General features: G+C 61.2%; 26 protein-coding genes. 12 read left to right on the top strand and 14 right to left on the bottom strand.

Annotation, left to right across the window (positions count from 1 at the left end; genetic code table 11):
- The first annotated feature begins 64 nt into the window (after positions 1-64).
- Positions 65-460, top strand: a complete 396-nt coding sequence (locus ACX3M4_RS21480; RefSeq protein ID WP_459355017.1) for a VOC family protein — start codon at positions 65-67, stop codon at positions 458-460.
- Between the two features lie 29 nt (positions 461-489).
- On the opposite strand, the gene ACX3M4_RS21475 is transcribed toward ACX3M4_RS21480, so the two are convergent.
- The 4 genes from ACX3M4_RS21475 to ACX3M4_RS21460 all read right to left on the bottom strand — a co-directional run bounded on the left by ACX3M4_RS21475 (position 490) and on the right by ACX3M4_RS21460 (position 2,923).
- A complete protein-coding gene (locus ACX3M4_RS21475) occupies positions 490-1,134 on the bottom strand; it encodes a glutathione S-transferase family protein (protein ID WP_459355016.1) in 645 nt (214 codons plus the stop codon).
- Positions 1,131-1,607, bottom strand: coding sequence for an SRPBCC family protein (locus ACX3M4_RS21470; RefSeq protein WP_459355015.1), 477 nt, complete (start codon positions 1,605-1,607; stop codon positions 1,131-1,133). Before ACX3M4_RS21470 ends, ACX3M4_RS21475 begins: the two co-directional genes overlap by 4 nt.
- Entirely contained in the window at positions 1,604-1,957 is a 354-nt protein-coding gene (locus ACX3M4_RS21465) for an ArsR/SmtB family transcription factor (protein WP_459355014.1), read from the bottom strand. Before ACX3M4_RS21465 ends, ACX3M4_RS21470 begins: the two co-directional genes overlap by 4 nt.
- Positions 1,958-2,047: 90 nt before the next feature.
- Complete coding sequence (locus tag ACX3M4_RS21460; protein ID WP_459355013.1) at positions 2,048-2,923, bottom strand: LysR family transcriptional regulator; 876 nt, start codon at positions 2,921-2,923, stop codon at positions 2,048-2,050.
- A gap of 115 nt (positions 2,924-3,038) precedes the next feature.
- Here ACX3M4_RS21460 and ACX3M4_RS21455 point away from each other — a divergent pair, with 115 nt between their 5' ends.
- Entirely contained in the window at positions 3,039-3,776 is a 738-nt protein-coding gene (locus ACX3M4_RS21455; protein ID WP_459355012.1) for an SDR family oxidoreductase, read from the top strand.
- A gap of 30 nt (positions 3,777-3,806) precedes the next feature.
- Positions 3,807-4,019: a tautomerase family protein gene (locus tag ACX3M4_RS21450; protein ID WP_459355011.1), complete on the top strand. Its 213-nt coding sequence runs from the start codon at positions 3,807-3,809 to the stop codon at positions 4,017-4,019.
- Between the two features lie 61 nt (positions 4,020-4,080).
- Here ACX3M4_RS21450 and ACX3M4_RS21445 read toward each other — a convergent pair whose 3' ends face one another.
- On the bottom strand, positions 4,081-4,512 hold the full coding sequence (locus ACX3M4_RS21445) for a YqaA family protein (protein ID WP_459355010.1): 432 nt from the start codon (positions 4,510-4,512) through the stop codon (positions 4,081-4,083).
- Positions 4,509-4,970 (bottom strand): MarR family winged helix-turn-helix transcriptional regulator, encoded by a 462-nt coding sequence (locus tag ACX3M4_RS21440; protein ID WP_459355009.1) that lies wholly within the window; start codon positions 4,968-4,970, stop codon positions 4,509-4,511. The genes ACX3M4_RS21445 and ACX3M4_RS21440 overlap by 4 nt, the downstream gene beginning before the upstream one ends.
- A 145-nt stretch (positions 4,971-5,115) precedes the next feature.
- Between ACX3M4_RS21440 and ACX3M4_RS21435 the strand changes: the two genes are divergently transcribed.
- Positions 5,116-5,436 (top strand): antibiotic biosynthesis monooxygenase family protein, encoded by a 321-nt coding sequence (locus ACX3M4_RS21435; RefSeq protein ID WP_459355008.1) that lies wholly within the window; start codon positions 5,116-5,118, stop codon positions 5,434-5,436.
- Positions 5,433-5,933, top strand: coding sequence for a cytochrome b/b6 domain-containing protein (locus ACX3M4_RS21430; RefSeq protein WP_459355007.1), 501 nt, complete (start codon positions 5,433-5,435; stop codon positions 5,931-5,933). Before ACX3M4_RS21435 ends, ACX3M4_RS21430 begins: the two co-directional genes overlap by 4 nt.
- An 86-nt stretch (positions 5,934-6,019) precedes the next feature.
- Here the strand turns inward: ACX3M4_RS21430 and ACX3M4_RS21425 are convergent, their stop codons facing one another.
- Positions 6,020-8,242, bottom strand: a complete 2,223-nt coding sequence (locus ACX3M4_RS21425) for an esterase-like activity of phytase family protein (protein WP_459355006.1) — start codon at positions 8,240-8,242, stop codon at positions 6,020-6,022.
- A gap of 226 nt (positions 8,243-8,468) precedes the next feature.
- On the opposite strand from ACX3M4_RS21425, the gene ACX3M4_RS21420 reads away from it, so the two are divergent.
- Entirely contained in the window at positions 8,469-9,668 is a 1,200-nt protein-coding gene (locus ACX3M4_RS21420; protein ID WP_459355005.1) for a multidrug effflux MFS transporter, read from the top strand.
- 90 nt (positions 9,669-9,758) lie between these two features.
- Here the strand turns inward: ACX3M4_RS21420 and ACX3M4_RS21415 are convergent, their stop codons facing one another.
- From ACX3M4_RS21415 to ACX3M4_RS21405, 3 genes are all read right to left on the bottom strand, one after another.
- Positions 9,759-10,268 (bottom strand): arsenate reductase ArsC, encoded by a 510-nt coding sequence (locus ACX3M4_RS21415; RefSeq protein WP_459355004.1) that lies wholly within the window; start codon positions 10,266-10,268, stop codon positions 9,759-9,761.
- A 16-nt stretch (positions 10,269-10,284) separates the two neighbouring features.
- A complete protein-coding gene (locus ACX3M4_RS21410; RefSeq protein WP_459355003.1) occupies positions 10,285-10,623 on the bottom strand; it encodes an ArsR/SmtB family transcription factor in 339 nt (112 codons plus the stop codon).
- 115 nt (positions 10,624-10,738) lie between these two features.
- Positions 10,739-11,236 (bottom strand): arsenate reductase ArsC, encoded by a 498-nt coding sequence (locus tag ACX3M4_RS21405; RefSeq protein ID WP_459355002.1) that lies wholly within the window; start codon positions 11,234-11,236, stop codon positions 10,739-10,741.
- A gap of 216 nt (positions 11,237-11,452) precedes the next feature.
- Between ACX3M4_RS21405 and ACX3M4_RS21400 the strand changes: the two genes are divergently transcribed.
- From ACX3M4_RS21400 to ACX3M4_RS21375, 6 genes are all read left to right on the top strand, one after another.
- Positions 11,453-11,590 (top strand): hypothetical protein, encoded by a 138-nt coding sequence (locus ACX3M4_RS21400; protein WP_459355001.1) that lies wholly within the window; start codon positions 11,453-11,455, stop codon positions 11,588-11,590.
- A 110-nt stretch (positions 11,591-11,700) separates the two neighbouring features.
- On the top strand, positions 11,701-12,735 hold the full coding sequence (locus tag ACX3M4_RS21395; RefSeq protein WP_459355000.1) for an aspartate-semialdehyde dehydrogenase: 1,035 nt from the start codon (positions 11,701-11,703) through the stop codon (positions 12,733-12,735).
- 254 nt (positions 12,736-12,989) lie between these two features.
- On the top strand, positions 12,990-13,730 hold the full coding sequence (locus ACX3M4_RS21390; RefSeq protein WP_459354999.1) for a TenA family protein: 741 nt from the start codon (positions 12,990-12,992) through the stop codon (positions 13,728-13,730).
- Between the two features lie 2 nt (positions 13,731-13,732).
- Positions 13,733-14,626 (top strand): DMT family transporter, encoded by an 894-nt coding sequence (locus tag ACX3M4_RS21385; RefSeq protein ID WP_459354998.1) that lies wholly within the window; start codon positions 13,733-13,735, stop codon positions 14,624-14,626.
- Between the two features lie 357 nt (positions 14,627-14,983).
- Positions 14,984-16,699, top strand: a complete 1,716-nt coding sequence (locus tag ACX3M4_RS21380) for a methyl-accepting chemotaxis protein (protein ID WP_459354997.1) — start codon at positions 14,984-14,986, stop codon at positions 16,697-16,699.
- A 656-nt stretch (positions 16,700-17,355) separates the two neighbouring features.
- Positions 17,356-18,297: an HD-GYP domain-containing protein gene (locus tag ACX3M4_RS21375; protein ID WP_459354996.1), complete on the top strand. Its 942-nt coding sequence runs from the start codon at positions 17,356-17,358 to the stop codon at positions 18,295-18,297.
- A 36-nt stretch (positions 18,298-18,333) separates the two neighbouring features.
- Here the strand turns inward: ACX3M4_RS21375 and ACX3M4_RS21370 are convergent, their stop codons facing one another.
- The 4 genes from ACX3M4_RS21370 to ACX3M4_RS21355 form a co-directional block, all read right to left on the bottom strand.
- Positions 18,334-18,972, bottom strand: coding sequence for a carbonic anhydrase (locus tag ACX3M4_RS21370; RefSeq protein WP_459359480.1), 639 nt, complete (start codon positions 18,970-18,972; stop codon positions 18,334-18,336).
- A 139-nt stretch (positions 18,973-19,111) separates the two neighbouring features.
- Positions 19,112-19,423 (bottom strand): P-II family nitrogen regulator, encoded by a 312-nt coding sequence (locus ACX3M4_RS21365; protein ID WP_459354995.1) that lies wholly within the window; start codon positions 19,421-19,423, stop codon positions 19,112-19,114.
- A gap of 4 nt (positions 19,424-19,427) precedes the next feature.
- A complete protein-coding gene (locus tag ACX3M4_RS21360; RefSeq protein ID WP_459354994.1) occupies positions 19,428-20,423 on the bottom strand; it encodes a sodium-dependent bicarbonate transport family permease in 996 nt (331 codons plus the stop codon).
- Between the two features lie 143 nt (positions 20,424-20,566).
- Entirely contained in the window at positions 20,567-20,944 is a 378-nt protein-coding gene (locus ACX3M4_RS21355) for a hypothetical protein (protein ID WP_459354993.1), read from the bottom strand.
- Positions 20,945-20,959: the final 15 nt, after the last annotated feature.

The following is a 20,959-nucleotide window of genomic DNA, read 5'->3' as shown; positions in this document are numbered from 1 at the left end:
TTGCCGCGCGACATCCCTCGCGCGGCTCTCTATAAGACCGGCAGACGGATCTGCAGGTTGAACCATGAAACAGAAAATCGGGGCGATTGCGCTCGTCGTACCGGACTATGACGCCGCCATTGCCTTCTATACCGGCAAACTGGGTTTCGACCTGATTGGCGACACGGATCTCGGCGGCGGCAAGCGCTGGGTACTGGTCGCGCCGAAAGGCAGCAGCGAAACCCGTCTTCTCCTGGCCAAGGCCGAGGGTGATGGCCAGCAAGCGGCGATCGGCAACCAGGCTGGTGGCCGGGTATTCCTGTTCTTGAACACCGACGATTTCGACCGCGACCACAAGGCCATGACAGCTGCCGGTGTCACGTTTCTCGAGACCCCGCGCACCGAAGCCTACGGCAAGGTTCCCGTTTTCGAGGACCCCTTCGGCAACAAGTGGGACCTGATCGAGCACTTCTCGAGTTAGCCGACGGTCGGAAAGGTCACTCCGGCCGCCTATGCGGCCTGCCGGAAATCCGCCAGTTGGGCTTCCATTGCCCGTTGGAAGGCGGGCCGCGCCTCGCAGCGTTTCTTGTAAGCCAGCAGCTCCGGGAACTCGCTCAGGACGTTGCTCTGGTCGAGAATGCGCAGTACGTCCGCCATCATGAGATCGCCTACAGTAAAGCGTCCTTCCAGATACTCCTTGCTGCCGAGCGCGCGTTGCAGCAGTTCCAGCCGGTCCCGCAGAAACTCCAACACCTGCGGTCGCCGTTCCTTGGCCCAGGCTTCGTCCGCATGGAAGAAGTCGATGCCGCCAAGTTCCTGCACGACGATCTCAACCGAATTCAGGGCGGCAATCAGCCAGGCGATTGCCCGCTCTCTCCCGTGCGGTTCTTTCGGCAGCAGCACCTCGCTTCTCTCTGCGATATGCAAGACGATTGCGCCGCTCTCGAACAGCATCAGGCCGTCCTCTTCGATCGCGGGAGCCTGTCCGAAGGGCTGACGGGCGAGATGTCCCGGTGAACGCTGCTCGGGCCCAAGCTCGACATGGCGAACCTCATATGGCAGTCCCGCCTCTTCCAGTGCCCACCGGATGCGGAAAGCACGCATAAGCGGGGCGGCAAAATCCGGCACCCATTTGTAGGTCGTCAACGTAATCATAGCGAAACTCCATTCTGCATCGCGATGGCGATGTTTTCGGCATAAAGCTGCTGCTTGTTGAACAGGGAGTTCCATCCGCCAATGTGGCTGTCGCGCGAGGCGACCGTCTCGAAGGGCGACTGATGGAACGATTGAAGCGTCTTTCCGTCTCTCTCGGAGAATTGGACGGTTACCAGGGTTTCCGGCGTATCGCTGTCATTTCCGACCCACTGGAAGGTGAAGACGATGCTTTTCTTGGGCTCGACCTTGCGGATGACACCCGCAAACCGGGACAATCCGTATTCCTTCGACGTCATTGCCCCCGACCAGGCATGGCCGGGTGTCAGTTTCCAGTCGAATTCGATTGTGGTGAAGGCTTCCGGGCCCCACCAGCGGATCATGTGATCGCGCTCCTGCCAGAGCCGGAATACGAGCACCAGAGGCGCATCGAACGTGCGCTCGATCAGCAATTCGTCCTGCCGCAGCTCGATCATTGTTTGTCTCCTTCCGGGTCACCCGTAGTCAGCTCCGCCAGATAATCCTCCATCCGGTCGAAGCTTCCGCTCCAGAAACGGCGGTAGCGTTCCAGCCAGCCATCAACCTCCTGCAGCGGTGCGGTCTCCAGCCGGCAGGGACGCCACTGCGCTTCCTTTCCCCTGGAAATCAGCCCCGCAGTTGCCAGAACCTTCAGGTGCCGAGACACTGCCGGCAGGGACATGTCGAAAGGTTCGGCGATCTCGTTCACGGTTGCCGCGCCTTGCGACAGCCGCGCCAGGATCGCCCGCCGGGTCGGATCGGCAAGAGCAGAGAGGGTGACACTGAGAGGATCGGAGGAGGACTGCATTATTTAGCAACTCTGTTAATTAACTTATTTGTTAAATACATCTGACAAAAAGGTGTGTCAACTCAAATCCGGCTGGAAAACAGGTGACGGCTAGATTTCCGCTGCCGAGAAGACCGCGGCCGCCCATTCCACAAAGACCCGTACACGCGGCGAGAGCTGCCGGTTCTGCGGATAGAAGGCCGCGAGCGGCAGGGAGGTTGGCGGAAAGTCCGGCAGCAATTGGACGAGGGCCCCGCTCTGCAGATCGTCGGCCAGCCGGTAGCGCGGAGCCTGGATCAGGCCGAATCCGAGCCGGGCGAGGTGATGAACCGTTTCGGCGTCATTGGCTACGATCCGGTTCGGCAGAAAAACTTCGCGAACACCCTCCCGGGTCTGAAAATCCAGCGGCATGGCCGAGCCCGTTCGAGACGACAGAAAGCCGACCATCTGATGCCCCGGCAGGTCCTCGAGCCTCCCGGGCACACCGTAGGCCGCCAGATATTCCGGGCTGGCACAAGTGACCTCGGGGATCTCCGTCAGTTTGCGCATGATCATGCCACTGTCGTCAGGCACGCCCGCCCGGATGACGCAGTCGACGCCCTCGCGCACGAGATCGACCAGACGCTCGCCTTGTCCCAGCTGCAGATCGATCTTCGGAAAGCGGGCCATGAAACCGGGCAGGTGCGGCAGGAGAAACGTGCGTGTCAGCCGCCCCGGCACATCCACGCGCAAGTGACCGGAAGGCTCGTGCCCGCGCAGGGCTCCTTCCGCCTCTTCCACATCGGCGAGGATTGCGACGCAGCGCCGGTAATAGGCTTCGCCGTCCGGTGTCGGCGACACGTGTCGGGTGGTGCGGTCCAACAGCCGGCAGCCGAGATCGCGTTCGAGGCGCTGAATCACATCGGTTGCCGTGGACCGCGGCAGGTTCAGGTCTGCTGCCGCGGCGGTGAAGCTGCCGCGTTCGACCACCCGAACAAAGAGCTGCATTGCGTCAAACCGTCCATACATTTGTTCGTATTATCCGGATTATCTTTTCAATAAAAGCGCAATTATCCGAGGTTTCCGCCTCGCTATCTTCAAGAAAAGCGAGAAGGAGACTTGAATGACACCAGACCTCAGCACGGCCATCGTCACCGGCGCGAGCAAAGGGATCGGTGCGGCCATCGCCCGCCGACTGTCCCGGGATGGGTTTCAGGTGGTGATCAACTATGGCAGCAACGCAGCCGCCGCAGCGGCTCTTGTGCAAAGCCTTGAAGATGAAGGCGGCAAGGCGATCGCAGTCCAGGGCGATGTTTCGGAACCGGCGACCCATGAACGGCTGTTTGATGCGGCCGAAAGGGCTTTCGGTCCGGTCGGCGTCCTCGTCAACAATGCCGGCACCATGCGCAACACGACCATCGCCGATGCCAGCGATGAAGCCTTCGAGCGGCAATTTGCAGTCAATCTCGGCGGTGTCTTCCGCGGCATGCGCCTGGCGGCAAACCGCATCGAGGACGGCGGCCGCATCATCAGCCTCTCTTCCAGCGTCGTCGGTCTTTATCAGCCGAATTACGGTCTTTACGCCTCCACCAAGGCGGCCGTCGAGGCCATGACGAAGGTTCTGGCAAAGGAACTCGGGAACCGCGGTATCCGCGTCAACGCAGTCGCACCCGGTCCGGTCGAGACGGACTTCTTCCTCGCCGGAAAGCCTCCTGAGCTGGTCGAGACCATCCGGCGATCGAACCCGCTCGGCCGCCTCGGCCAACCCGACGACATCGCCGCCACTGTCGCCTTTCTGGCGGGCCCCGACGGCGACTGGATCAACGGCCAGACCCTGCGCGCCAACGGCGGCATCATCTGACCTACGACAATCCCAACCAAGGAGATTTGAATGCCCTTTGCAAATTACAAGCTGCCCGAGGCTTCGCTCACGACGGCTCAGAAGGAAGACCTGATCCACAAGACAACCGAATTGATGGTCAGTTTCTTCGGCGAGATCGTCCGGCCAACCACAATGGTGCTCGTCGAAGAAATCAAGGACGGCGGCTATGGCCGTGCCGACGAGGTCTTCGTGATGCCGCCCGAGTACCGGGCCAAGGATTGACCTTTCCAGCATTCTACCCGGCCGGAAACGGCCGGGTACTGCCTTGGAGCTCGCAGCCGGTTCAAAGAACCTGCAGCGTGAGCAATGCGACAATCACATATCTTGCCGTCTTGGCGAAGGCGACCAGAAGCGTGAAGCTCCACAGAGGTTCCCTCAAGACCCCGGCCGCAAGCGTCAGGGGATCGCCGATCACCGGCATCCAGCTTAGAAGCAGGCTCCAGCGGCCATAGCGATGATACCAGCCGGTCGCTTTTTCCAGTTTTTCCGGCTTCACCGGAAACCAGGGTGCATCCGAAAAGGCCGCCGCGCCGCGTCCCAGACCCCAGTTCACCATCGAACCGAGCGTGTTGCCGAGGCTGGCGACGGCAACGAGCACGATCACCGGGTCCGTGCCGGCGGCAATCAGGCCGGAGAGGCCGAGCTCTGACCCTGCCGGGAAAAGCGTTGCCGCCAGGAAAGAGATCCCGAAAAGGCCCAGGAGACTGGCGCTCATTCAGAGGAACCGGGAGAGCGGCCGGCATCTGCTGCCTGCATCGCGGCAATCGTCCGGCGCATGAACTCCAGGAAGAGTTTCGTTTCGTCCGGCGTAAAACCTCTCAAAGCCTCGGCGTTCTGGGCAAGAGCGGACGCAATCGCCGCCTCCTCCAGCGCCCTGGCCTTTTCGGTCAGGAAGATCTCCTGCACCCGTCCGTCTTCTTCACTGGCCCGCCGGACGATCAATCCGTCCCGCTCCATGCGCGCGAGCGTATTGGCAAGTGTCGCCTGCTCGACGTCGAGCAGTTCGACCAGCTCCTTCTGCGTCCTGCCTTCCTGAGCCCACAGGGCCACAAGGGCCGGGAACTGTCCGGGCGACAGGCCGAGTGGCCTGATGCGGTGATGAAGGCCCGAGGCGAAGAGGCGGGCCATGTGGTTGGCGAGATAACCGGCGGAAGTGTCTTTTTCGAAACGCATCCCTTGCATATACGATAGATAGCAAACTATATATTAAAACATAGCTTGCTATATAAATGAGAAAGACCTGCAGAAGATCCTGAACCGGCGCGGCCTCCTGATCGGCGCGCTCGCACTTTTCACAACGAATTTTGGAGTAGCAGCAATGGCAACCGACACCTCAACGCATCAACCCGCGGTCCTGATCAACGCATTTGAAGTACCCGAAGACCGGCTTGGCGAAACAATTGCCTCCTGGGAAAAAGCCCGCGATTTCCTGAAAATCCAGCCCGGCTTCATTTCAACCCGGTTGCATCAGTCCCTCTCACCATCCGCCCGGTTCCAGCTGATCAATGTCGCGCAATGGGAAACCCCGGCAGCGTATCAGGCCGCCATCGCAGCACTCGTTGCCAGCGGCATAACGGCCGGCTTCGGGGACACGGTCTTTCACGCGTCGCTTTACCGGGTTATCCGGGAGGAGGAATGATGACGGCGCGAACTCCAAAAATCGGGCGCTGGCTCCATTGGACGGTCGCAGCCCTTGTCCTTGCCGCATTGGCAACGGGCTATGCCCTGACCAACAGCGGGATGTTTTCTCTCAACCTGCTGCGGGCGCATCTTGTGCTCGGAGCCGCCGCCGGACTTCTCGCTCTGTTTCGGGTCATCCAGTGGATCGCCAGGGGAGCTCCGGCACCTGTCTTCAAACCGCTCTCCCGGACGCAAGCCGCCGCCGCCGCTCTTGTTCATGCCGTCTTGAGACTGATCCCGCTTTTGTTGCTGGTCAGCGGCGCAGGCATGATCCTGATTTCGGGGATCCTTCCCTTCATCATATTCGGCGGTCTGACCGGTCTAACGGACCTGGCCCCCTTGCCGCCCAGGAACTTGCATCATGCGGCAGCTTTCGTGCTGGCGGTGCTCACCGGCATCCACACCCTTGCGGCTCTCTGGCACATCTTCAGGCGGCCTTCCGGCGGGCTTGCCTGAAACAGACAGGCAACCGGAACAAAAGGACCCGGCAGCCTGAAGCCGCCGGGCCCTCGCTCAAGTCCTGGGAGATCTTGAAGCTTGATTTAGTTGAGGCGCGATGCCGGGCCGAGGTCGATCAGCCGGGTTTCGCCCGGGGCGTCGTCAACACCGTCATTGTCGGTCACCAGGATCAGGCGGCCGTCTGCCGTGATCGTCAGGCCTTCCGGCTTGTCCAGGATCCAGCCCTTGCCTTCCGCCAGAGCCGGCAGGATGTCCATGGCATACTGCTTCTGAACGACCGGCAGCTCCGAGCCGTAGGCAGCCGGGGTCACGCCTTCGAGCGAGATCGTCGTGATCTGCTTGATGGCCGCGTCTTCGCCACCCTTGTTGTCGCGCTCCAGGATGGCGAACTTGCCGTTGCCCATGGAGACGATTTCGGAAAGGCCCACCCAGCCGCCGGCTGCGCTGAGCGGCTTGTCGAGCGGGTAGTGGACGAAGCCCCAGGATTTGTCGGCCGGGTTGTAGATGGCCAGTTTCACCATGCCCTTCGGATCGTCCTTCCATTCGCGCTGAACGGCAACCGCGACAAGTGTCTTGCCGTCCATTTCGAACTCGGCAACGCCTTCGAACGAGAAGCGGGCGGACTGGGCGTTCAGCTCTTCCGGCAGGGTGATTTCTTCCTGCACGGCACCATCTGCACCGACCTTCAGGAGAAGGTGCTGCAGGTCTTCCTTTTCCGGATTGCCTTCGGAAGCCAGCCAGAAGCCGCCGTCCCTGGCAATGGAAATGCCTTCCAGGTCGAGCTTGGCCTGCTTGCCGCCGTGAACGGTGACATAGGACGTGATCTGCGCCGGCTTGGATGCGATATCCAGGGTGTAGATGCGGGCATCGTCATAGAAGCTGTCGCTGATCGCATAGAGCTTGTTCGCGTCCGCCGGATCTGCGGCAAGAGCGGAAAGCGCACCCCAGCCGATCGGAGCGCCCTTTTCCGGGTCGATCACGGAGGCAACCATCGGATAGGACGGAGCTTCGGCGCCAAACTTGTAGAGGGACACCTGGGCGCGGAGCGCGTCGTCCGCGCTATCGACCTCGTTTGCGACCACGAAGAGATCGCGGCTCGGGATCGTCACGGAACCTTCCGGACCGACATGGGTCGGCAGGAACTGGACGAATTCCGGCGTGCCGCCGGTATCCTTGAAGACGCCGACGAAGTTGCCGCGTTCGGAATTCACGAAGATCAGGGTGTCTCCGCCGAATTCACCCACCGAAACGCCTTCCGGCTCGGTACCCTTCTTGGAAGCGCGCTTGGCCGGATAGTGGCCATAGGCCATGGCCAGGTGTTCCATCTGGTTGCCGCTGTCGAAGAGCACCTCGCCCTTGGTGTTCCAGATGGTAAAGCCGCGCGAGCCGCCTTCATAATCGCCTTCGTTGGCAGTGACGAAGCGCTCGTCGTCGATCCACGCAACACCGTCCGGTTCACGCAGGACATTTTCGGTCGAGCCGGAGGCATCGCTCATGCGCGCCTTGGAAACCGGAATGTTTTCTGCGGAAGCAGCACCGGCAGAAAAATGCGACACGACTTCACCTGAAGCCAGATCGACAACGGCAATGTGGTTGTTTTCCTGCAGGGTGACGACAACCTGGTTCCTGGAGTTGATGGAAACGAATTCCGGCTCCGGATCTTCCGGGGCAACCTCCGCGAGACCCGTCAGGTCGACGATGCGGACCGCATCGCAGTTTGTCGGAGCGCCGGTGTCGTCGAGGTCGAAAATGGCCAGGTGACCGGCCGGCATCTGCGGGATGACGCCGTCATTGAGCTCTTCGTCACGCTCGTTCTCGATCGCGATGGCAACGAACTTGCCGTCCGGCGAGATGGCGACGCTGTCCGGCTGGCCCTTGGCATCGCATTTGGCGGTGATGCCGAGGCCGTCGAGCGCGATGACCGCCAGATGACCGGAGGCGTTGACATAGTCTTCGGACGTGTTGACGCCGGCATAAGCGAGCGTTTCGCCGACGGCGACGGAGGTCGGTTCGCCGCCGAGCGCGGTGCGGCCGAGCGGCTGCAGGTTCAGCGGATTGGCCGCATTGACGAACACGATGGCGTCGCCCGGGCTGTCGGTGAAGACGAGGGTGCGGCCATCCTTCGAGGCGTAGATGATCTCGGCGACGGTCTCCGTTGCCGGATCGATGCCTTCAGGCAGGGTCTTGTAGACCGGGAATGTGTTGATGCGCTCGAAATATGCTGCCTGCGCCGCCGGCACGGCCCCGAGGCCGAACAGGACTGCGAGGCTGACGCCTTTCAAAAAACGCCCGCGAAGGTTCGCCATTGCACTAGCTCCCATGAATATTCGGGTTGAAGGTGCGCGCAAGCTAGTGAGCTTGATTACAGAACCGGTGACAGTTGCATGAAGGTTTCATGACACGCCCGGACAAGCATCTTGAAACGAGGCATTCCCATTCCTATATACATATGATGTGGGCAGAACCGGCGCTGCCCTCCCCTTCATTCCTCCCTGTTCTGAGCGCCTTTTGGCGCTTTCATCGGATATTCTCATGCAGATCGGATATGTGCGCTCCGCCATCGTGCTGGGGCTTTTGGCCGCTGTCGGCCCTTTTGCAATCGACCTTTACCTGCCCGCAGTCGGCGAAATCGTCAGCAGCCTTGAGACGAACGATGCGGCCGTCCACATGACCTTCACGGTCTATTTCATCGCCTTCGGCATCGCCCAGTTGATCTACGGCCCGCTTGCGGACCGGTTCGGCCGCAAGCCGCCGGTGTTTCTGGGTCTGGCGGTCTTCATTCTCGGCTCGTTCCTGTGTGCCACCGCCACCGATGTCTCGGCGCTGACGGTCGGCCGCTTCGTCCAGGCGCTTGGCGCGGCCGCGCCTATGGTGATCGTGCGCGCAGTCGTGCGCGACCTGCACACCGGCGCCGAGGCGACACGGCTGATGGCGCTGATCATGCTCGTCTTCAGTATTTCGCCGATGCTGGCGCCCCTGACGGGAAGCCTGATCATCGAATTCGGCAGCTGGCGGCTGATCTTCATCGCCCTTGGCGTCATCGCGATGGCGGCGGTGGCGCAGATGGCGCTGCTCCTGCCGGAAACACTGCCGCCGGAACGCCGCGGCAAGATCGATGCAACCGCGATGCTGCGCAGCACGGTTTACCTTCTGAAGGACGCCAAGTTCATGGGCCTGACCCTGATCGGCGGGTTTTCGCTGGCGAGCTTCTTCGTCTTCCTTGCCGCGGCACCGCTGGTCTACATGACCAGATACGGCCTGAGCCCGTTCGGCTTCAGCCTGGTCTTCGCCCTGAACGCGGTCGGCTTTTTCGCCTCTTCGCAATTCGCGGCAATGCTCGGACAGCGCTTCGGCATGGCTCGCGTCGCGCTTGTTTCGGTTACCGGCTTTGCGGCGGCAACATCGCTGCTGACCGTCCTGGTGTGGAGCGGCATCGACGACCTGCCGGTGCTGATGGCGCTGTTCTTCATCGGCAACACGTTCCTCGGCCAGGTCATCGCGCCGGTGATGGTGATGGCGTTGGAGGAGCATGGCGAACATGCCGGCATGGCCTCATCCCTCGGCGGCACCTTCCAGATGGTCGCCGGCGGCGTGATGATCCTTGTCTGCAGCCCGTTCTTCGACCGCACCGCCCTGCCGCTGGTCGGCGCGGTCGCAGCCTGCGCCCTGACAGCCTTCGTCATTGCCCTCCTGACCCTGCGGCCTGCCCGGGAGGGCAATGCGGCGGCCTGAGGTCATGCAGTCACGCTTGGCGGATGTCCGGTTGAAAATCGCCGGACGCCTGCCAAGCGGACCGGAACAGTTTGCCCCCTGGAGAGTGCTTCAGGCGGGCTCGGAAGCCGATTGGCCGATATCGTCCAGGCGTTCCTGCAGTGAAAGCCGGTCGAGCGAAGACATCGGCAGGTTCATGAAGATCGAGATCCGGTTGTTCAGCATCCGGAAGGCGTCGTTGAAGGCGACCTGCCGCTCGCTGTCATTGCCGACCGCGGCAGCCGGGTCCGGCAGACCCCAATGGGCCGACATCGGCTGACCTGGCCAGACCGGACAGGACTCCTTGGCCGCGTTGTCGCAAACCGTGAAGACAAAATCCATTTCCGGCGCACCGGCTTCGGCGAATTCCGCCCAGTCCTTGGACCGCAAGCCGTCCGTCTTGAAATTCAGCTTCTTCAGGAGCGCCAGCGCTTCCGGGCGGACAGCGCCTGCCGGGTGGGAACCGGCGGAAAACGCCCTGAACCGTCCCTGACCGTCCCGGTTCAGGATGGCTTCGGCCATGATCGACCGGGCGGAATTGCCGGTGCAGAGAAACAGCACATTATAGACACCGTCGGACATCGGTCCCTCCTCGTGGTCAGCAGTTCTTGCGGCAGGCGACGGTTTCGACGACCTGCGCACAGAGCTCAGGGTGGCCGCCGCAACAATCGGCCACCAGATAGGTCAACAGGTCCCGCGTGCCGTCCATATCCGCGAAATAGCGGATCGAGCGGCCTTCGCGCTCGTTACGCACGAGCCCGGCCTGCAGCAACACCGCCAGATTGGCGGACATCGTGTTCTGGCGGACATCCAGCGCCTGGCCGATATCCCCGGCGCTCATTCCCGCCGGCCCGGCATTGATCAGCAGCCGGAAAACCTTCAACCGCGTTTCCTGCCCAAGGGCGGCGAATGCGCTCAGTGCATCTTTTATATCCATAAATCATGATATATTGACTTATCAGACAAAAGCAAGAGCTTTCCTTCCGGCTGGCATCACCTGCCAGAAGACTGAAAGCGGCTATTCACCGGGAACGAACCGGCCTGAACCAAGGTCAGTGCATCATCACGATCGACCCCAGGCTGCTCCTGAGGGACATCCTGTCTAGGTGATCCTTCGGCTGGGCCATGAAGGCATCCAGGCGCCGCGTCAGCGACCGGAACAGGTCCGCATAGGCAAGATCGCGGGCAGGTGCGCCGCTGTCCGGCGCCCCGGGATCGGCCATCGGCCAGAGCGCGGTCATCGGGTGCCCCGGCCAGACCGGGCAGGTCTTCTCCACGTTCTGGTCGCAGAAGGTGATGAGAAAATCAGGCTCCGGCATCTGGGCGCGGATCAGGTCCTTGAGGCTCTTCGGATAGGCGCTTTCAGGATTGCAGTTCATTTTCCGCAAGAGCCGCACCACTTCCGGCCGGACTTCGCCCGCCGGCTGGGTGCCGGCGGAAAGCGCATGAAAGCGCCCGTGCCCGTTACGGTTCACGATCGCCTCGGCCATCACCGAGCGCGCACTGTTGCGGGTGCATAGAAAGAGGATGTTGTAAGCGTCGTCGGCCATGGCCGGCTCCTCCTCTCGATGTTCGGGATAGGTCAATCAAGCGCCCGTTTCCAGGCCGCGTCAACCGGCGGAAATACCAATGTCAAGGCACGCGCCTGTTCCCGAACGGCATCACTTTGCTAACTAAGCATGGAGGCACACCGGATTCCTTGTTGACTTGCGCGGATTTCCGGGCAAAAACACCGCCGTCTCAAGTTTTGACGATTGCGAGCCCCGATGACCCGGCTGAAAGCCGACATTCTGGATATGATGTCCCAGGCCCTTGCCAGCGCAGTGTTCATGCGCGGCGAGACCCGTAAGGCTGCCGCAACCGCTCTCAAACATACTACCAAGACCACCAAGACCACCGCTTGACGGTGCCGCTCATCCCGCCTCCCCGGGGATGGGAGGCGCCGGGAGCCGGCGACGCCCATCCAGACGAGGGCAGCCGGCGCAGCGGGGAGACGGACAAGGACTAGTCACAGATGGGTTTCAAGATCGCAATTGCAGGCGCAACCGGCAATGTCGGCCGCGAGATGCTGGACATTCTCGCCGAGCGCGGCTTTCCGGCGGACGAAGTCGTCGCCCTCGCTTCCCGGCGCTCTCAGGGCACCGAAGTGTCCTTCGGCGACAAGACGCTGAAGGTTCATGCCATGGAGAACTACGATTTCTCCGACACCGACATCTGCCTGATGTCCGCCGGCGGCACCGTCTCCAAGGAATGGTCGCCGAAGATCGGCGCCAAGGGCTGCATCGTCATCGACAACTCTTCCGCCTGGCGCTACGACGCGGACGTGCCGTTGGTCGTGCCGGAAGTGAATGCCGACGCCGTTGCCGGTTTCTCCAAGAAGAACATCATCGCCAACCCGAACTGCTCCACCGCGCAGCTCGTCGTGGCGCTGAAGCCGCTGCATGATCACGCCAAGATCAAGCGCGTCGTCGTTTCCACCTACCAGTCGGTCTCCGGCGGCGGCAAGGAAGCGATGGAGGAGCTGTTCAACCAGACGCGCGCCGTCTTCGTCAACGACCCGATCGAAGCGAAGAAATTCACCAAGCGCATCGCCTTCAACGTGATCCCGCACATCGATGCCTTCATGGAAGACGGCTACACCAAGGAAGAATGGAAGGTGCTGGCCGAAACCAAGAAAATGCTGGACCCGGCCATCAAGGTGACTTGCACCGCCGTCCGCGTACCGGTCTTCATCGGCCATTCGGAAAGCGTCAACATCGAGTTCGAGAACGAGATCACGGCCGAGGAAGCCCGCAACATCCTGCGCGAAGCTCCGGGCTGCCTCGTCATCGACAAGCAGGAAGACGGCGGCTACATCACGCCGTATGAAAGCGCCGGCGAAGACGCGACCTACATCTCCCGCATCCGCGAGGACGCGACGGTCGAGAACGGCCTCAACATCTGGGTCGTGTCCGACAACCTGCGCAAGGGCGCCGCACTCAATGCGGTCCAGATCGCCGAGGTTCTCATCAACCGCGGCCTGATCACCCCGAAAAAGGCAGCTGCCTGACAAGATCCCAAGCGGGCGCCTTCCGGCGCCCGTTTTATTTGCACGCCTCTCCCTCGGTCTCCCTCCTCCTGAGGAAGCGCGTCAGCCCTGTCTCGAAGGACGGGCCCCAAATCGCGAGTTTGCCGCTCAGGGTTCGCGACAGACCTGCGGCCCCAGTCAACACGAGGTTTGCTGTTGACAGGCCGGAAAAAGAACAGCACGTCTGTCACTTCCAGCCAACGCGGCTTCATCAACCGCAACAGCGTTTCAGATCCATGCCTTCTGCCTTTGACGGGTCCTTCAGCGACTTTTGCGCTCACGCTCCGGACGCCCGCTTTACCGGCTGGCTTGCAGCCCGCGCCGAACCCTTCTGGAGCGAGGCGACCGCCCATGCCTTCACACGGGCCATCGGCGACGGCAACATGCCGGATGCTGCCTATGTCCGCTATCTGATCGAGGACTACACCTTCGTCACCGATCTCGCCTCGACGCTGGGGCACCTGGTCGCCAAGGCCCCGACGATGAAGGCCAAGGCCCGGCTTTCCGCCTTCCTGGCGCTGCTGACATCGGAAGAAAACGACTACTTCCTGCGTTCCTTCGCGGCTCTGGGTGTCGCACCTGAGGTCTATGAAACCGCCGCTCAGGGACCGGTCACACGGGCCTTTTCCGGTCTGCTCTTGAGTGCCTCCGGCGAGGGCACCTATGCAGAAGGTCTTGCCTGCCTCCTCTGCGCTGAATGGTGCTACCTCACCTGGGGCCTGCGCGAGGCGCAAAAGCCGCGTCCAGAGGCCTTCTATCTGGCGGAATGGATCGACCTTCATGCCGTGCCGGGTTTTGAGGCCTTTGTCGGCTGGATCCGCGACGAGATGGACCAGATCGGTCCGCAGCTTGATCCGGATCACCAGGACCGGGTTGCAGCCCTTTTCCGGCGGATGAGCGAACTGGAATTTGCCTTTTTCGACGCGGCCTGGACAGGCACGGTGCCTGCCTCTGCCGGCGACCTCCTTCGAGTGTAAAAATGTTCCTCTTTGAAGCCGCAGCCCTTGGCGCGGCCACGCTGTGGGCCTTTACCGGGCTTCTTTCCACCGGCCCGGCGCAACATCTCGGCGCTATCGCCTTCAACACCACCCGCATGGTGCTCGTGGCGCTGATGCTGAGTGCCTGGGTGGCGCTGACCACCGGCTGGAGTTCCATCGGCGAGACGCAGGTCCTGCCGCTGATCCTGTCCGGTTTCATCGGCATCTTTCTCGGCGACACAGCCCTTTTCCTGACGCTCAACCGCATGGGCCCGCGCCGCACGGCCATGCTGTTTTCGCTCAATGCGCCGATGTCGGCGATCCTCGGATGGTTCGTTCTGGGCGAAGACCTGGCCCCGGCTCAGCTCTTCGGCATCGCCCTCACGTTTCTCGGCGTGCTGCTGGCGATCCGCTTCGGCAAGCGCAAGTCCCAGCTGCACAAATGGGAGAATATCAAGGGCCCGGTATTTATCGGTGTGCTGCTGGGCCTTGCCGCCGCACTCTCGCAATCCGTCGGCTCGCTGATTGCCCGGCCGATCATGGAGACCGGTGTCGACCCGGTCGCGGCCTCCAGCCTGCGCGTCGGCGTCGCCGCCATCGGCCTGCTCGCCTTGTCATGCCTGCCGGTGAGCTGGGTAAAGCCGGCCGGCCGCTTCACCCTTCCCGTCGTCAGCCTCATCGCCCTGTCCGGCATGCTCGGCATGGGTCTCGGCATGACGCTGATCCTGTTCGCACTCTCTGGCGGCGAAGTCGGCATCGTCGCGACACTCTCCGCCACGACCCCGGCCCTGATGCTGCCGATGATGTGGTGGCGCACGACAGAAGCTCCGGCCATCGGAGCCTGGGTCGGGGCGGCGCTGGTCATAGCCGGCAGCGCGCTGTTGTTTGCAATCTGAGCGGTCTCGAAGCTTCGGGTTGACGGTATCCGGTCTCCCGTCCGGCGCATCAGCGGTCAGGTTATCCAGCCGCTGATGCTCTGAAACCGGAAATGAATTCAGCGACCCGGGATGGATACATCGGCTCGGCGCCCGCTCGACGCGCCTGCCCGGCAAGACCTGTTGGCGCAGACCAATTCGACATTTTTACGAAAAGAGCCTGCCCCTCCAAATCGTCAGACCCGACGCGATTTCCGTCTCCCTCGGGAGCAACAGCAGTGGCCGGGCAATCGGCAAGCACTGCGAAGAACAGGCTCTTCTTACTATTTTTACCAATCAAGTCGAATAGTAAGAGCAGAGAGGACTTGGGGTGATTCGATGAAAAACTTCTTTGCTCGACTGAGCGTTACGTCCACCTTGGCAATTGTATCAGGTGGCGTGCTTGCGGTTTCGATGATGGTGGTCGGCTTTATCCTGTACCAGGTGGCCCTTGACCAGGCGCAGGAAGCCGCCCACAAGAAGCAGGAAGTGAACCTGAAGGTCGCCGCCACAATGCTTCAGGAGCGCGTGGAAGGCACGAAAGTGTCCTGGGACGCATCCGGCAATGTCACCAAAATCGAACTCGCGGAAATTCCGGTCTTCGACAGCCACGACATCATCGACTCGATCGGCCGCATGACTGGTGAGACGGCAACTGTTTTTGCCTGGGATGCGGAAACCAGGGACTTCTGGCGCAAGACGACCAACATCGTCAAGGGCGACGGCAATCGTGCCGTCGGAACGCAACTCGGCCAGAACGGCGCGGTCTACCCTGTCGTCACCAAGGGCAAGACCTTCCATGGCCAGGCAACGATCCTGGGCAAGGACTATTTCACGGTCTATCAGCCGATCTTCGGCAAATCGGGCAACGTGATCGGCATTCTCTATGCGGGCGTTGAAAAGGTCACCGTCGAAGCGGGCGTCTGGGTTCTGATGAGCCGTTATGCGATGCTCGTTCTTCCCGTGATCCTGGTCTCCGTCCTGCTGCTCGTCTTCGCGATCCGCAGGCAATTGCGGCCGGTCACCCAGCTTGCCGAGATTACCGCGCATATCGCCCGGGATGAATTGGATGCGGATGTTCCTTTCCAGGACCGCACGGACCAGATCGGCACCCTTGCCCAGGCCGTCGGCACACTGAGGACACGCGCCGTCGAGCGGCTGGAACTTGCCGACGCTCAGCGCAATTCCGAGACAGAGGCCGTCGATCGCCAGAACCGCATTCAGACCATGATCGCAGCGTTCCGGACAAGCGTTTCCAACGTTCTGAACTCGGTCAATGACACGGTTCACGGGCTCGAAGGCACCGCAAGCCGGTTGTCGGATCTGTCCAGCCAGGGCGCCGACAGTGCTGTCGAGACCCTCAATTCAGCCGATGACGCTACCTCAAGCGTCCAAACCGTCGCGAGCGCGGCGGAGGAACTGTCCGCCTCGATCGGCGAGATTTCTCGGCAGGTTGCGCAGACTACCGATGTTGTCAGCCGGGCAACCGAGGGCACGCGCATCACCAACGAAAAAGTCGAAGGCCTCGCAGCCTCCGCTTCCAAGATCGGCGAAGTGGTGACCCTGATCCAGGCCATTGCCGAGCAGACGAACCTGCTCGCACTGAACGCAACCATCGAGGCTGCCCGCGCAGGCGAAGCCGGCAAGGGCTTTGCCGTCGTTGCCGCCGAAGTGAAGGAACTGGCGACCCAGACCTCCAAGGCGACCGAGGAAATCAGCGGACAGATCACGGCCATCCAGGAAGCGACCCGCGAGTCGGTTACCGCCATTGCCGAGATCACCACTATCATGGAAGAGGTGAATTCCTACACCAACACGATTGCCTCCGCAGTGAGCGAACAGGGATCGGCAACCGGTGAAATCTCCCAGAATGCCCAGAAGGCGGCGGAGGGGACGACTTTCGTGTCATCACGCATGTCCGATCTTTCGGGAACGGTGAACCAGACGTCGCAATCTTCACAGTCGGTTCTGGACGCGTCCGCGTTGCTTGCCACACGGACAGAAGAACTGCGGCAGGAAGTGGAAACCTTCCTGAACGGCGTCGCCGCGGCCTAGAACTTCGTGCGTTCAGGAGAACGCACATTTCAGGCTCGGGCACTTTAAAGCGCGTCGCGTTCATTTGAATTCACGCGACCCGCTTTAACTCCTTTTTGACGCACGTCTTTTTGCGAAAAGCCGGAACCTAGATTTTCGCGACGTGCTCATTGTGCGCATATCGGATTTAAAACGGAATTGGGTGCGGGATCTTCCCGCGCCATTTCTTTTTCCGGCACCAACACAGGAAAGCGCCGGGGAGGAACGGACTTAGAAGGCTGCGCCGCGCCGCCCCTTCACCCTGTAAAACCATGTTGGCCGCCGAGGGTACCCGGAGTTCCTCCTGGAGGGACATGACGTACCGTTTCCGGCAGCGAATACTTGACAACTGGCCCACCCGCTTTGCTGCACTGCAACACAACCCACAGTACCATCACAGGTTTTCCTAAGTCTTTATTTAGAAATTCTCATCAGACTTCACCTCAAGTAGTTCTTGCAGATGTCGATTGCGAATGGCTCAGATTTACATCGCAGCAGCAGATTTCAAAGACTTTACGCCGCGATTCGCGAGAATTGCGACCTTCTACCCTGCCAAACGCATCGCATTTTCAAAAATCGGGTCAAAGTCTCTGAAACCCGGCGATCTTCTGATTGTTGACTTTCAGAATCTGGATCATGTGCAACTCGGCGTCCTGAAGGAATGCGCCAAGGACCGTGCCGAATTCCTGCGCCTCGGACTGGTCGATCTCAAAAGCCGTGCGCAAGTTCTGCAGGCGCGCGAATTCGGTTTCTTCGAACTGCTCGACCGTGAGGAACGGTTCACCGCGTTGCACGGCAAGGTCCGTGAAATCCTCGGTGAGTATTCCAAGCCGGACCTGCCTGCACATCTACCGGAAAAGATCGTCAAGTCGGTCGAAGGAACCTGTGTTTCCCTGGACATGATGGCTACCGCAGCCCTGTCCGGCGAACCGCTGCCGATGCGCAGGCTTGCGGGCAGCGCCGTGGATATCAAGGCGTCGCTCGAAACGGACGGCATCGACATGTGGCTGAACGCGGTCCAGTGCCACCACAGCCACACCTATCGTCATACCATGATGGTAACCGCCCACACGATTTCCTTCGCCAAGACGCTTGACCTGACGGAAGCCGAACAGATCCTGCTGGGGCTAGGCGCCCTGGTGCATGATCTCGGCAAGGTCAGGATCCCCTTGAGCATTCTGGACAAACCGGGGAAACTGACAGTGCAGGAACGGGAGCTCATCGACAAGCACCCGCTCTTCAGCCAGGAGATCCTGCTGAGCCGCGATGAAGTACCAAAACAGGTGGTCGACATCGCCCTTCGCCACCACGAAATGCTGGATGGCTCCGGCTATCCGGATGGCTGGAGCGGTAACCAGATCTCCCGGCGTGTCAGGATGATCACCATTACCGACATCTACTCCGCCCTGACCGAGAAAAGATCCTACAAGGAGGCTCTCAGCCAGCGTCAGGCCCTGGCCATCATGTTCGACATGAAGGGCAAGCTGGATTCCGGGCTCCTGAAGAAGTTCCGCAAGATGGTGCTGAGCTCCGAATTCGGAAACATTCGCCGTTCGAAAGCCCAGCCAAGCTTCGCCTGACCGGCGATATCGCCCACCGGTCAGTTTTCCCGCGGGTTACTCCGCCGCCGTCACTGCCTCGGCCCCGATGGTCGCGAAGCGTTGGGTCTCGGTATCCATGACGCGCAATTCGCCCGAACCGATGTCGAACCAGGACCCGTGCAGCTGCAACCCGCCTTCCTGAACGGCAGCTTCGATGAACGGGAAGGTCATCAGGTTCTTCAAGGACTGGCGGATGCCGGCATATTCCATGGCAAGCTGCGGATCGTCCGCCTTGTCGATGGGCATGCAGGCCATGGCGATTGCCGCCGGCTCCAGAAGCTTGATCCAGCGGCCGATGAACTGGCCGGTTGCCATTGGTGCATTGGCGTTCTCGCGGAACGCCTTCACGCCGCCGCACTGGCCATGGCCCATGACGACGATATGCTTGACCTGCAGTCCCTTGACAGCGAATTCGATCGCCGCGCTGGTGCCGTGCTGGCCTTCGGTGTCCTCATAGGGAGGCACCAGGTTGGCAACGTTGCGCACCACGAACAATTCGCCCGGACCCACATTGAAGATGCCTTCCGGCGTGACCCGGCTGTCGCAACAGGAAACCACCATCACATCCGGCGTCTGGCCATAAACGGCCAGGCGCTCGTGCGTTTCCTTGTACCGGACGAAGCCCTTGTTGAGATAACGGCCGTAGCCTTCCATGAGGTGCGCGGGGAATGTCAAATCGGGTCTCCTGGAAACTGAGCCGACCTTTTGCCGGACCGGAATTTCGACGCTACTTAGCACCTCGTCCGCAAAAAGGAAAATCGGTCAAACGGATCCCTTTCGGCCCCGGCATACTCTAGAATTTCTCGGCCCGCAGGACTTCGCAATCGGACACCGTCACCACGCCGATATGCCGCTCGACGACGTCGAAGGCAGCCTCCAGAAGACTGTCGAGACGTTCCGGCCGGATGATGCAGATAATGGCCACCATGCCGCCTGCCCGCGAGACCTGACCTTCCCGGCTCCAGCGTCCGGACCGGCCGCTTCCCCCGAGAACCGGCAGGATGGTGTATCCGGTTACGCCTGCCCGATCGAGGGCGTCGGTGAGCCGGGTTTCCATCGGGGCCTCGATGATGATCTCGACCCGCTTGGCGCTTGTCGTCTTCATGAATTTATCCTCCGATCGCCTGGGCGGCGCTCAGATAGAGCGGAATGCCGAGCGTGAGATTGAAAGGGAACGTGATGCCGAGCGACATCGTCAGATAGATCGAGGGATTTGCTTCCGGCAGCGCCACGCGCATCGCCGCCGGCACGGCGATATAGGAAGCGGAGGCCGCCAGCGTCATGAAGAGCACCGTGCCGCCCGTCGACAGGCCGATCAGGGTGGCGGTCACCGCGCCGGCAAACGCGCCCACAATCGGCATCAGGATCCCGAACAGGATCAGTCCGGGGCGGAGCTGGTGTGCACTCGCCCTGAGGCCCCGTCCGGCCACGAGACCCATGTCGAGAAGAAACAGGCAGAGGACACCCTTGAAGGGCGAAACGATGAAGCTTTCGATGTCGGCAAGGCCTTTCGGTCCGGATACGAAGCCGATGACAAAGGAACCGACGAGCAGAACAATGGAGCCGTTGAAGAGAATTTCCCGCCACAGGCCCTGCGTCCCCCCGCCGCGATTGTCGCGCTCGCCCGGAAGGGCAAAACGGGCGGCGAGCCAGAGGGCGGACAGGATGGCCGGAGCTTCCATGGCGGCTGCAACGGCAACGAGGTATCCCTCGCCGGCAATGTTCTGGCTTTGCAGCACCGAGGTTGCCGCAACGAAGGTCACGATGGATATCGAGCCGTAGTGGCCGGCAACGGCGGCGGCATCCAGCGTTCCCAGACGCGTCATGGCCCGCAACATTCCGAACGCCGCAAACGGCAATAGAAAGGACAGGCACACGCCTGCGATGAGCGACCAGACGAGCGTCGCATCGATGCCATGCGCGCTGACGCTCACCCCTCCCTTGAAGCCGATGGCAAAAAGCAGATAGATCGACAGGGCTTTTGCAGCCGCCTCGGGAAAGGACAAGTCTGAGCGTACAAGCGCCGCCGCCACCCCCAACGCAAAAAACAGGATGATCGGCGACAGCAGGTTCTGCGCCGCCAGATGAACTACCGTTTCCACCATCTTCAATGAGCCCCCAGGAAAGTCCGCATCTTCGCTCGGAAGCATACGCACAAACACGCAACGGGCAGCGATATGGTTTGTGACCCGTAGAGATCAAGAGCTTGGGTGGAGAAAACGTATCCGTCTAGGCATTTTGGCCAAGATCATGTCGCCAGGTTCACCTCGTGCGGTGTCTTGCCGTCATCGTGATCTTCATAGGCATGCCGGATGTTTTCCGCCGGCAGCCGGTTGATGGGACCGCGCAGGGGATGCACTGGCCCATGGTCGATGCCGGGTTCCATGACCTGCAGCGCGGCGGCCCGATAGGCGGCAACGCCGTCCAGAACGTGGTTGACTGTGTGATGCGCGTCAATGAGAACCGCCGGATTGTCCTCGGACCCTCCGGAAATATTTTCGTGGCGCTCTGCGGTGTCACGCTTTTTTCTGCGGTCATAGCCGGTGCCGTCACCGTCTCTGTCCGCGGGATACTCTGTCGCATGCGCCACGACCTGGGCCGATTGCGGCCTTTCGATCGTCGCCATTCCGGCCTCCTGGCC

The sequence above is a fragment of the Roseibium sp. M-1 genome (assembly GCF_054515675.1).
This window is presented reverse-complemented; position numbering and strand designations above follow the sequence as displayed.

Bases quoted from the DNA above. Each gene is read 5' to 3' on its own strand.
- ACX3M4_RS21415 (WP_459355004.1), bottom strand. From the start codon at position 10,268: ATGTCCGACGGTGTCTATAATGTGCTGTTTCTCTGCACCGGCAATTCC.
- ACX3M4_RS21475 (WP_459355016.1), bottom strand. From the start codon at position 1,134: ATGATTACGTTGACGACCTACAAATGGGTGCCGGATTTTGCCGCCCCG.
- ACX3M4_RS21430 (WP_459355007.1), top strand. From the start codon at position 5,433: ATGATGACGGCGCGAACTCCAAAAATCGGGCGCTGGCTCCATTGGACG.
- ACX3M4_RS21395 (WP_459355000.1), top strand. From the start codon at position 11,701: ATGGGTTTCAAGATCGCAATTGCAGGCGCAACCGGCAATGTCGGCCGC.
- ACX3M4_RS21355 (WP_459354993.1), bottom strand. From the start codon at position 20,944: ATGGCGACGATCGAAAGGCCGCAATCGGCCCAGGTCGTGGCGCATGCG.
- ACX3M4_RS21470 (WP_459355015.1), bottom strand. From the start codon at position 1,607: ATGATCGAGCTGCGGCAGGACGAATTGCTGATCGAGCGCACGTTCGAT.
- ACX3M4_RS21460 (WP_459355013.1), bottom strand. From the start codon at position 2,923: ATGCAGCTCTTTGTTCGGGTGGTCGAACGCGGCAGCTTCACCGCCGCG.
- ACX3M4_RS21380 (WP_459354997.1), top strand. From the start codon at position 14,984: ATGAAAAACTTCTTTGCTCGACTGAGCGTTACGTCCACCTTGGCAATT.
- ACX3M4_RS21435 (WP_459355008.1), top strand. From the start codon at position 5,116: ATGGCAACCGACACCTCAACGCATCAACCCGCGGTCCTGATCAACGCA.
- ACX3M4_RS21405 (WP_459355002.1), bottom strand. From the start codon at position 11,236: ATGGCCGACGACGCTTACAACATCCTCTTTCTATGCACCCGCAACAGT.
- ACX3M4_RS21360 (WP_459354994.1), bottom strand. From the start codon at position 20,423: ATGGTGGAAACGGTAGTTCATCTGGCGGCGCAGAACCTGCTGTCGCCG.
- ACX3M4_RS21410 (WP_459355003.1), bottom strand. From the start codon at position 10,623: ATGGATATAAAAGATGCACTGAGCGCATTCGCCGCCCTTGGGCAGGAA.
- ACX3M4_RS21420 (WP_459355005.1), top strand. From the start codon at position 8,469: ATGCAGATCGGATATGTGCGCTCCGCCATCGTGCTGGGGCTTTTGGCC.
- ACX3M4_RS21465 (WP_459355014.1), bottom strand. From the start codon at position 1,957: ATGCAGTCCTCCTCCGATCCTCTCAGTGTCACCCTCTCTGCTCTTGCC.
- ACX3M4_RS21445 (WP_459355010.1), bottom strand. From the start codon at position 4,512: ATGAGCGCCAGTCTCCTGGGCCTTTTCGGGATCTCTTTCCTGGCGGCA.
- ACX3M4_RS21480 (WP_459355017.1), top strand. From the start codon at position 65: ATGAAACAGAAAATCGGGGCGATTGCGCTCGTCGTACCGGACTATGAC.
- ACX3M4_RS21440 (WP_459355009.1), bottom strand. From the start codon at position 4,970: ATGCGTTTCGAAAAAGACACTTCCGCCGGTTATCTCGCCAACCACATG.
- ACX3M4_RS21365 (WP_459354995.1), bottom strand. From the start codon at position 19,423: ATGAAGACGACAAGCGCCAAGCGGGTCGAGATCATCATCGAGGCCCCG.
- ACX3M4_RS21450 (WP_459355011.1), top strand. From the start codon at position 3,807: ATGCCCTTTGCAAATTACAAGCTGCCCGAGGCTTCGCTCACGACGGCT.
- ACX3M4_RS21390 (WP_459354999.1), top strand. From the start codon at position 12,990: ATGCCTTCTGCCTTTGACGGGTCCTTCAGCGACTTTTGCGCTCACGCT.
- ACX3M4_RS21385 (WP_459354998.1), top strand. From the start codon at position 13,733: ATGTTCCTCTTTGAAGCCGCAGCCCTTGGCGCGGCCACGCTGTGGGCC.
- ACX3M4_RS21400 (WP_459355001.1), top strand. From the start codon at position 11,453: ATGACCCGGCTGAAAGCCGACATTCTGGATATGATGTCCCAGGCCCTT.
- ACX3M4_RS21425 (WP_459355006.1), bottom strand. From the start codon at position 8,242: ATGGCGAACCTTCGCGGGCGTTTTTTGAAAGGCGTCAGCCTCGCAGTC.
- ACX3M4_RS21370 (WP_459359480.1), bottom strand. From the start codon at position 18,972: ATGGAAGGCTACGGCCGTTATCTCAACAAGGGCTTCGTCCGGTACAAG.
- ACX3M4_RS21455 (WP_459355012.1), top strand. From the start codon at position 3,039: ATGACACCAGACCTCAGCACGGCCATCGTCACCGGCGCGAGCAAAGGG.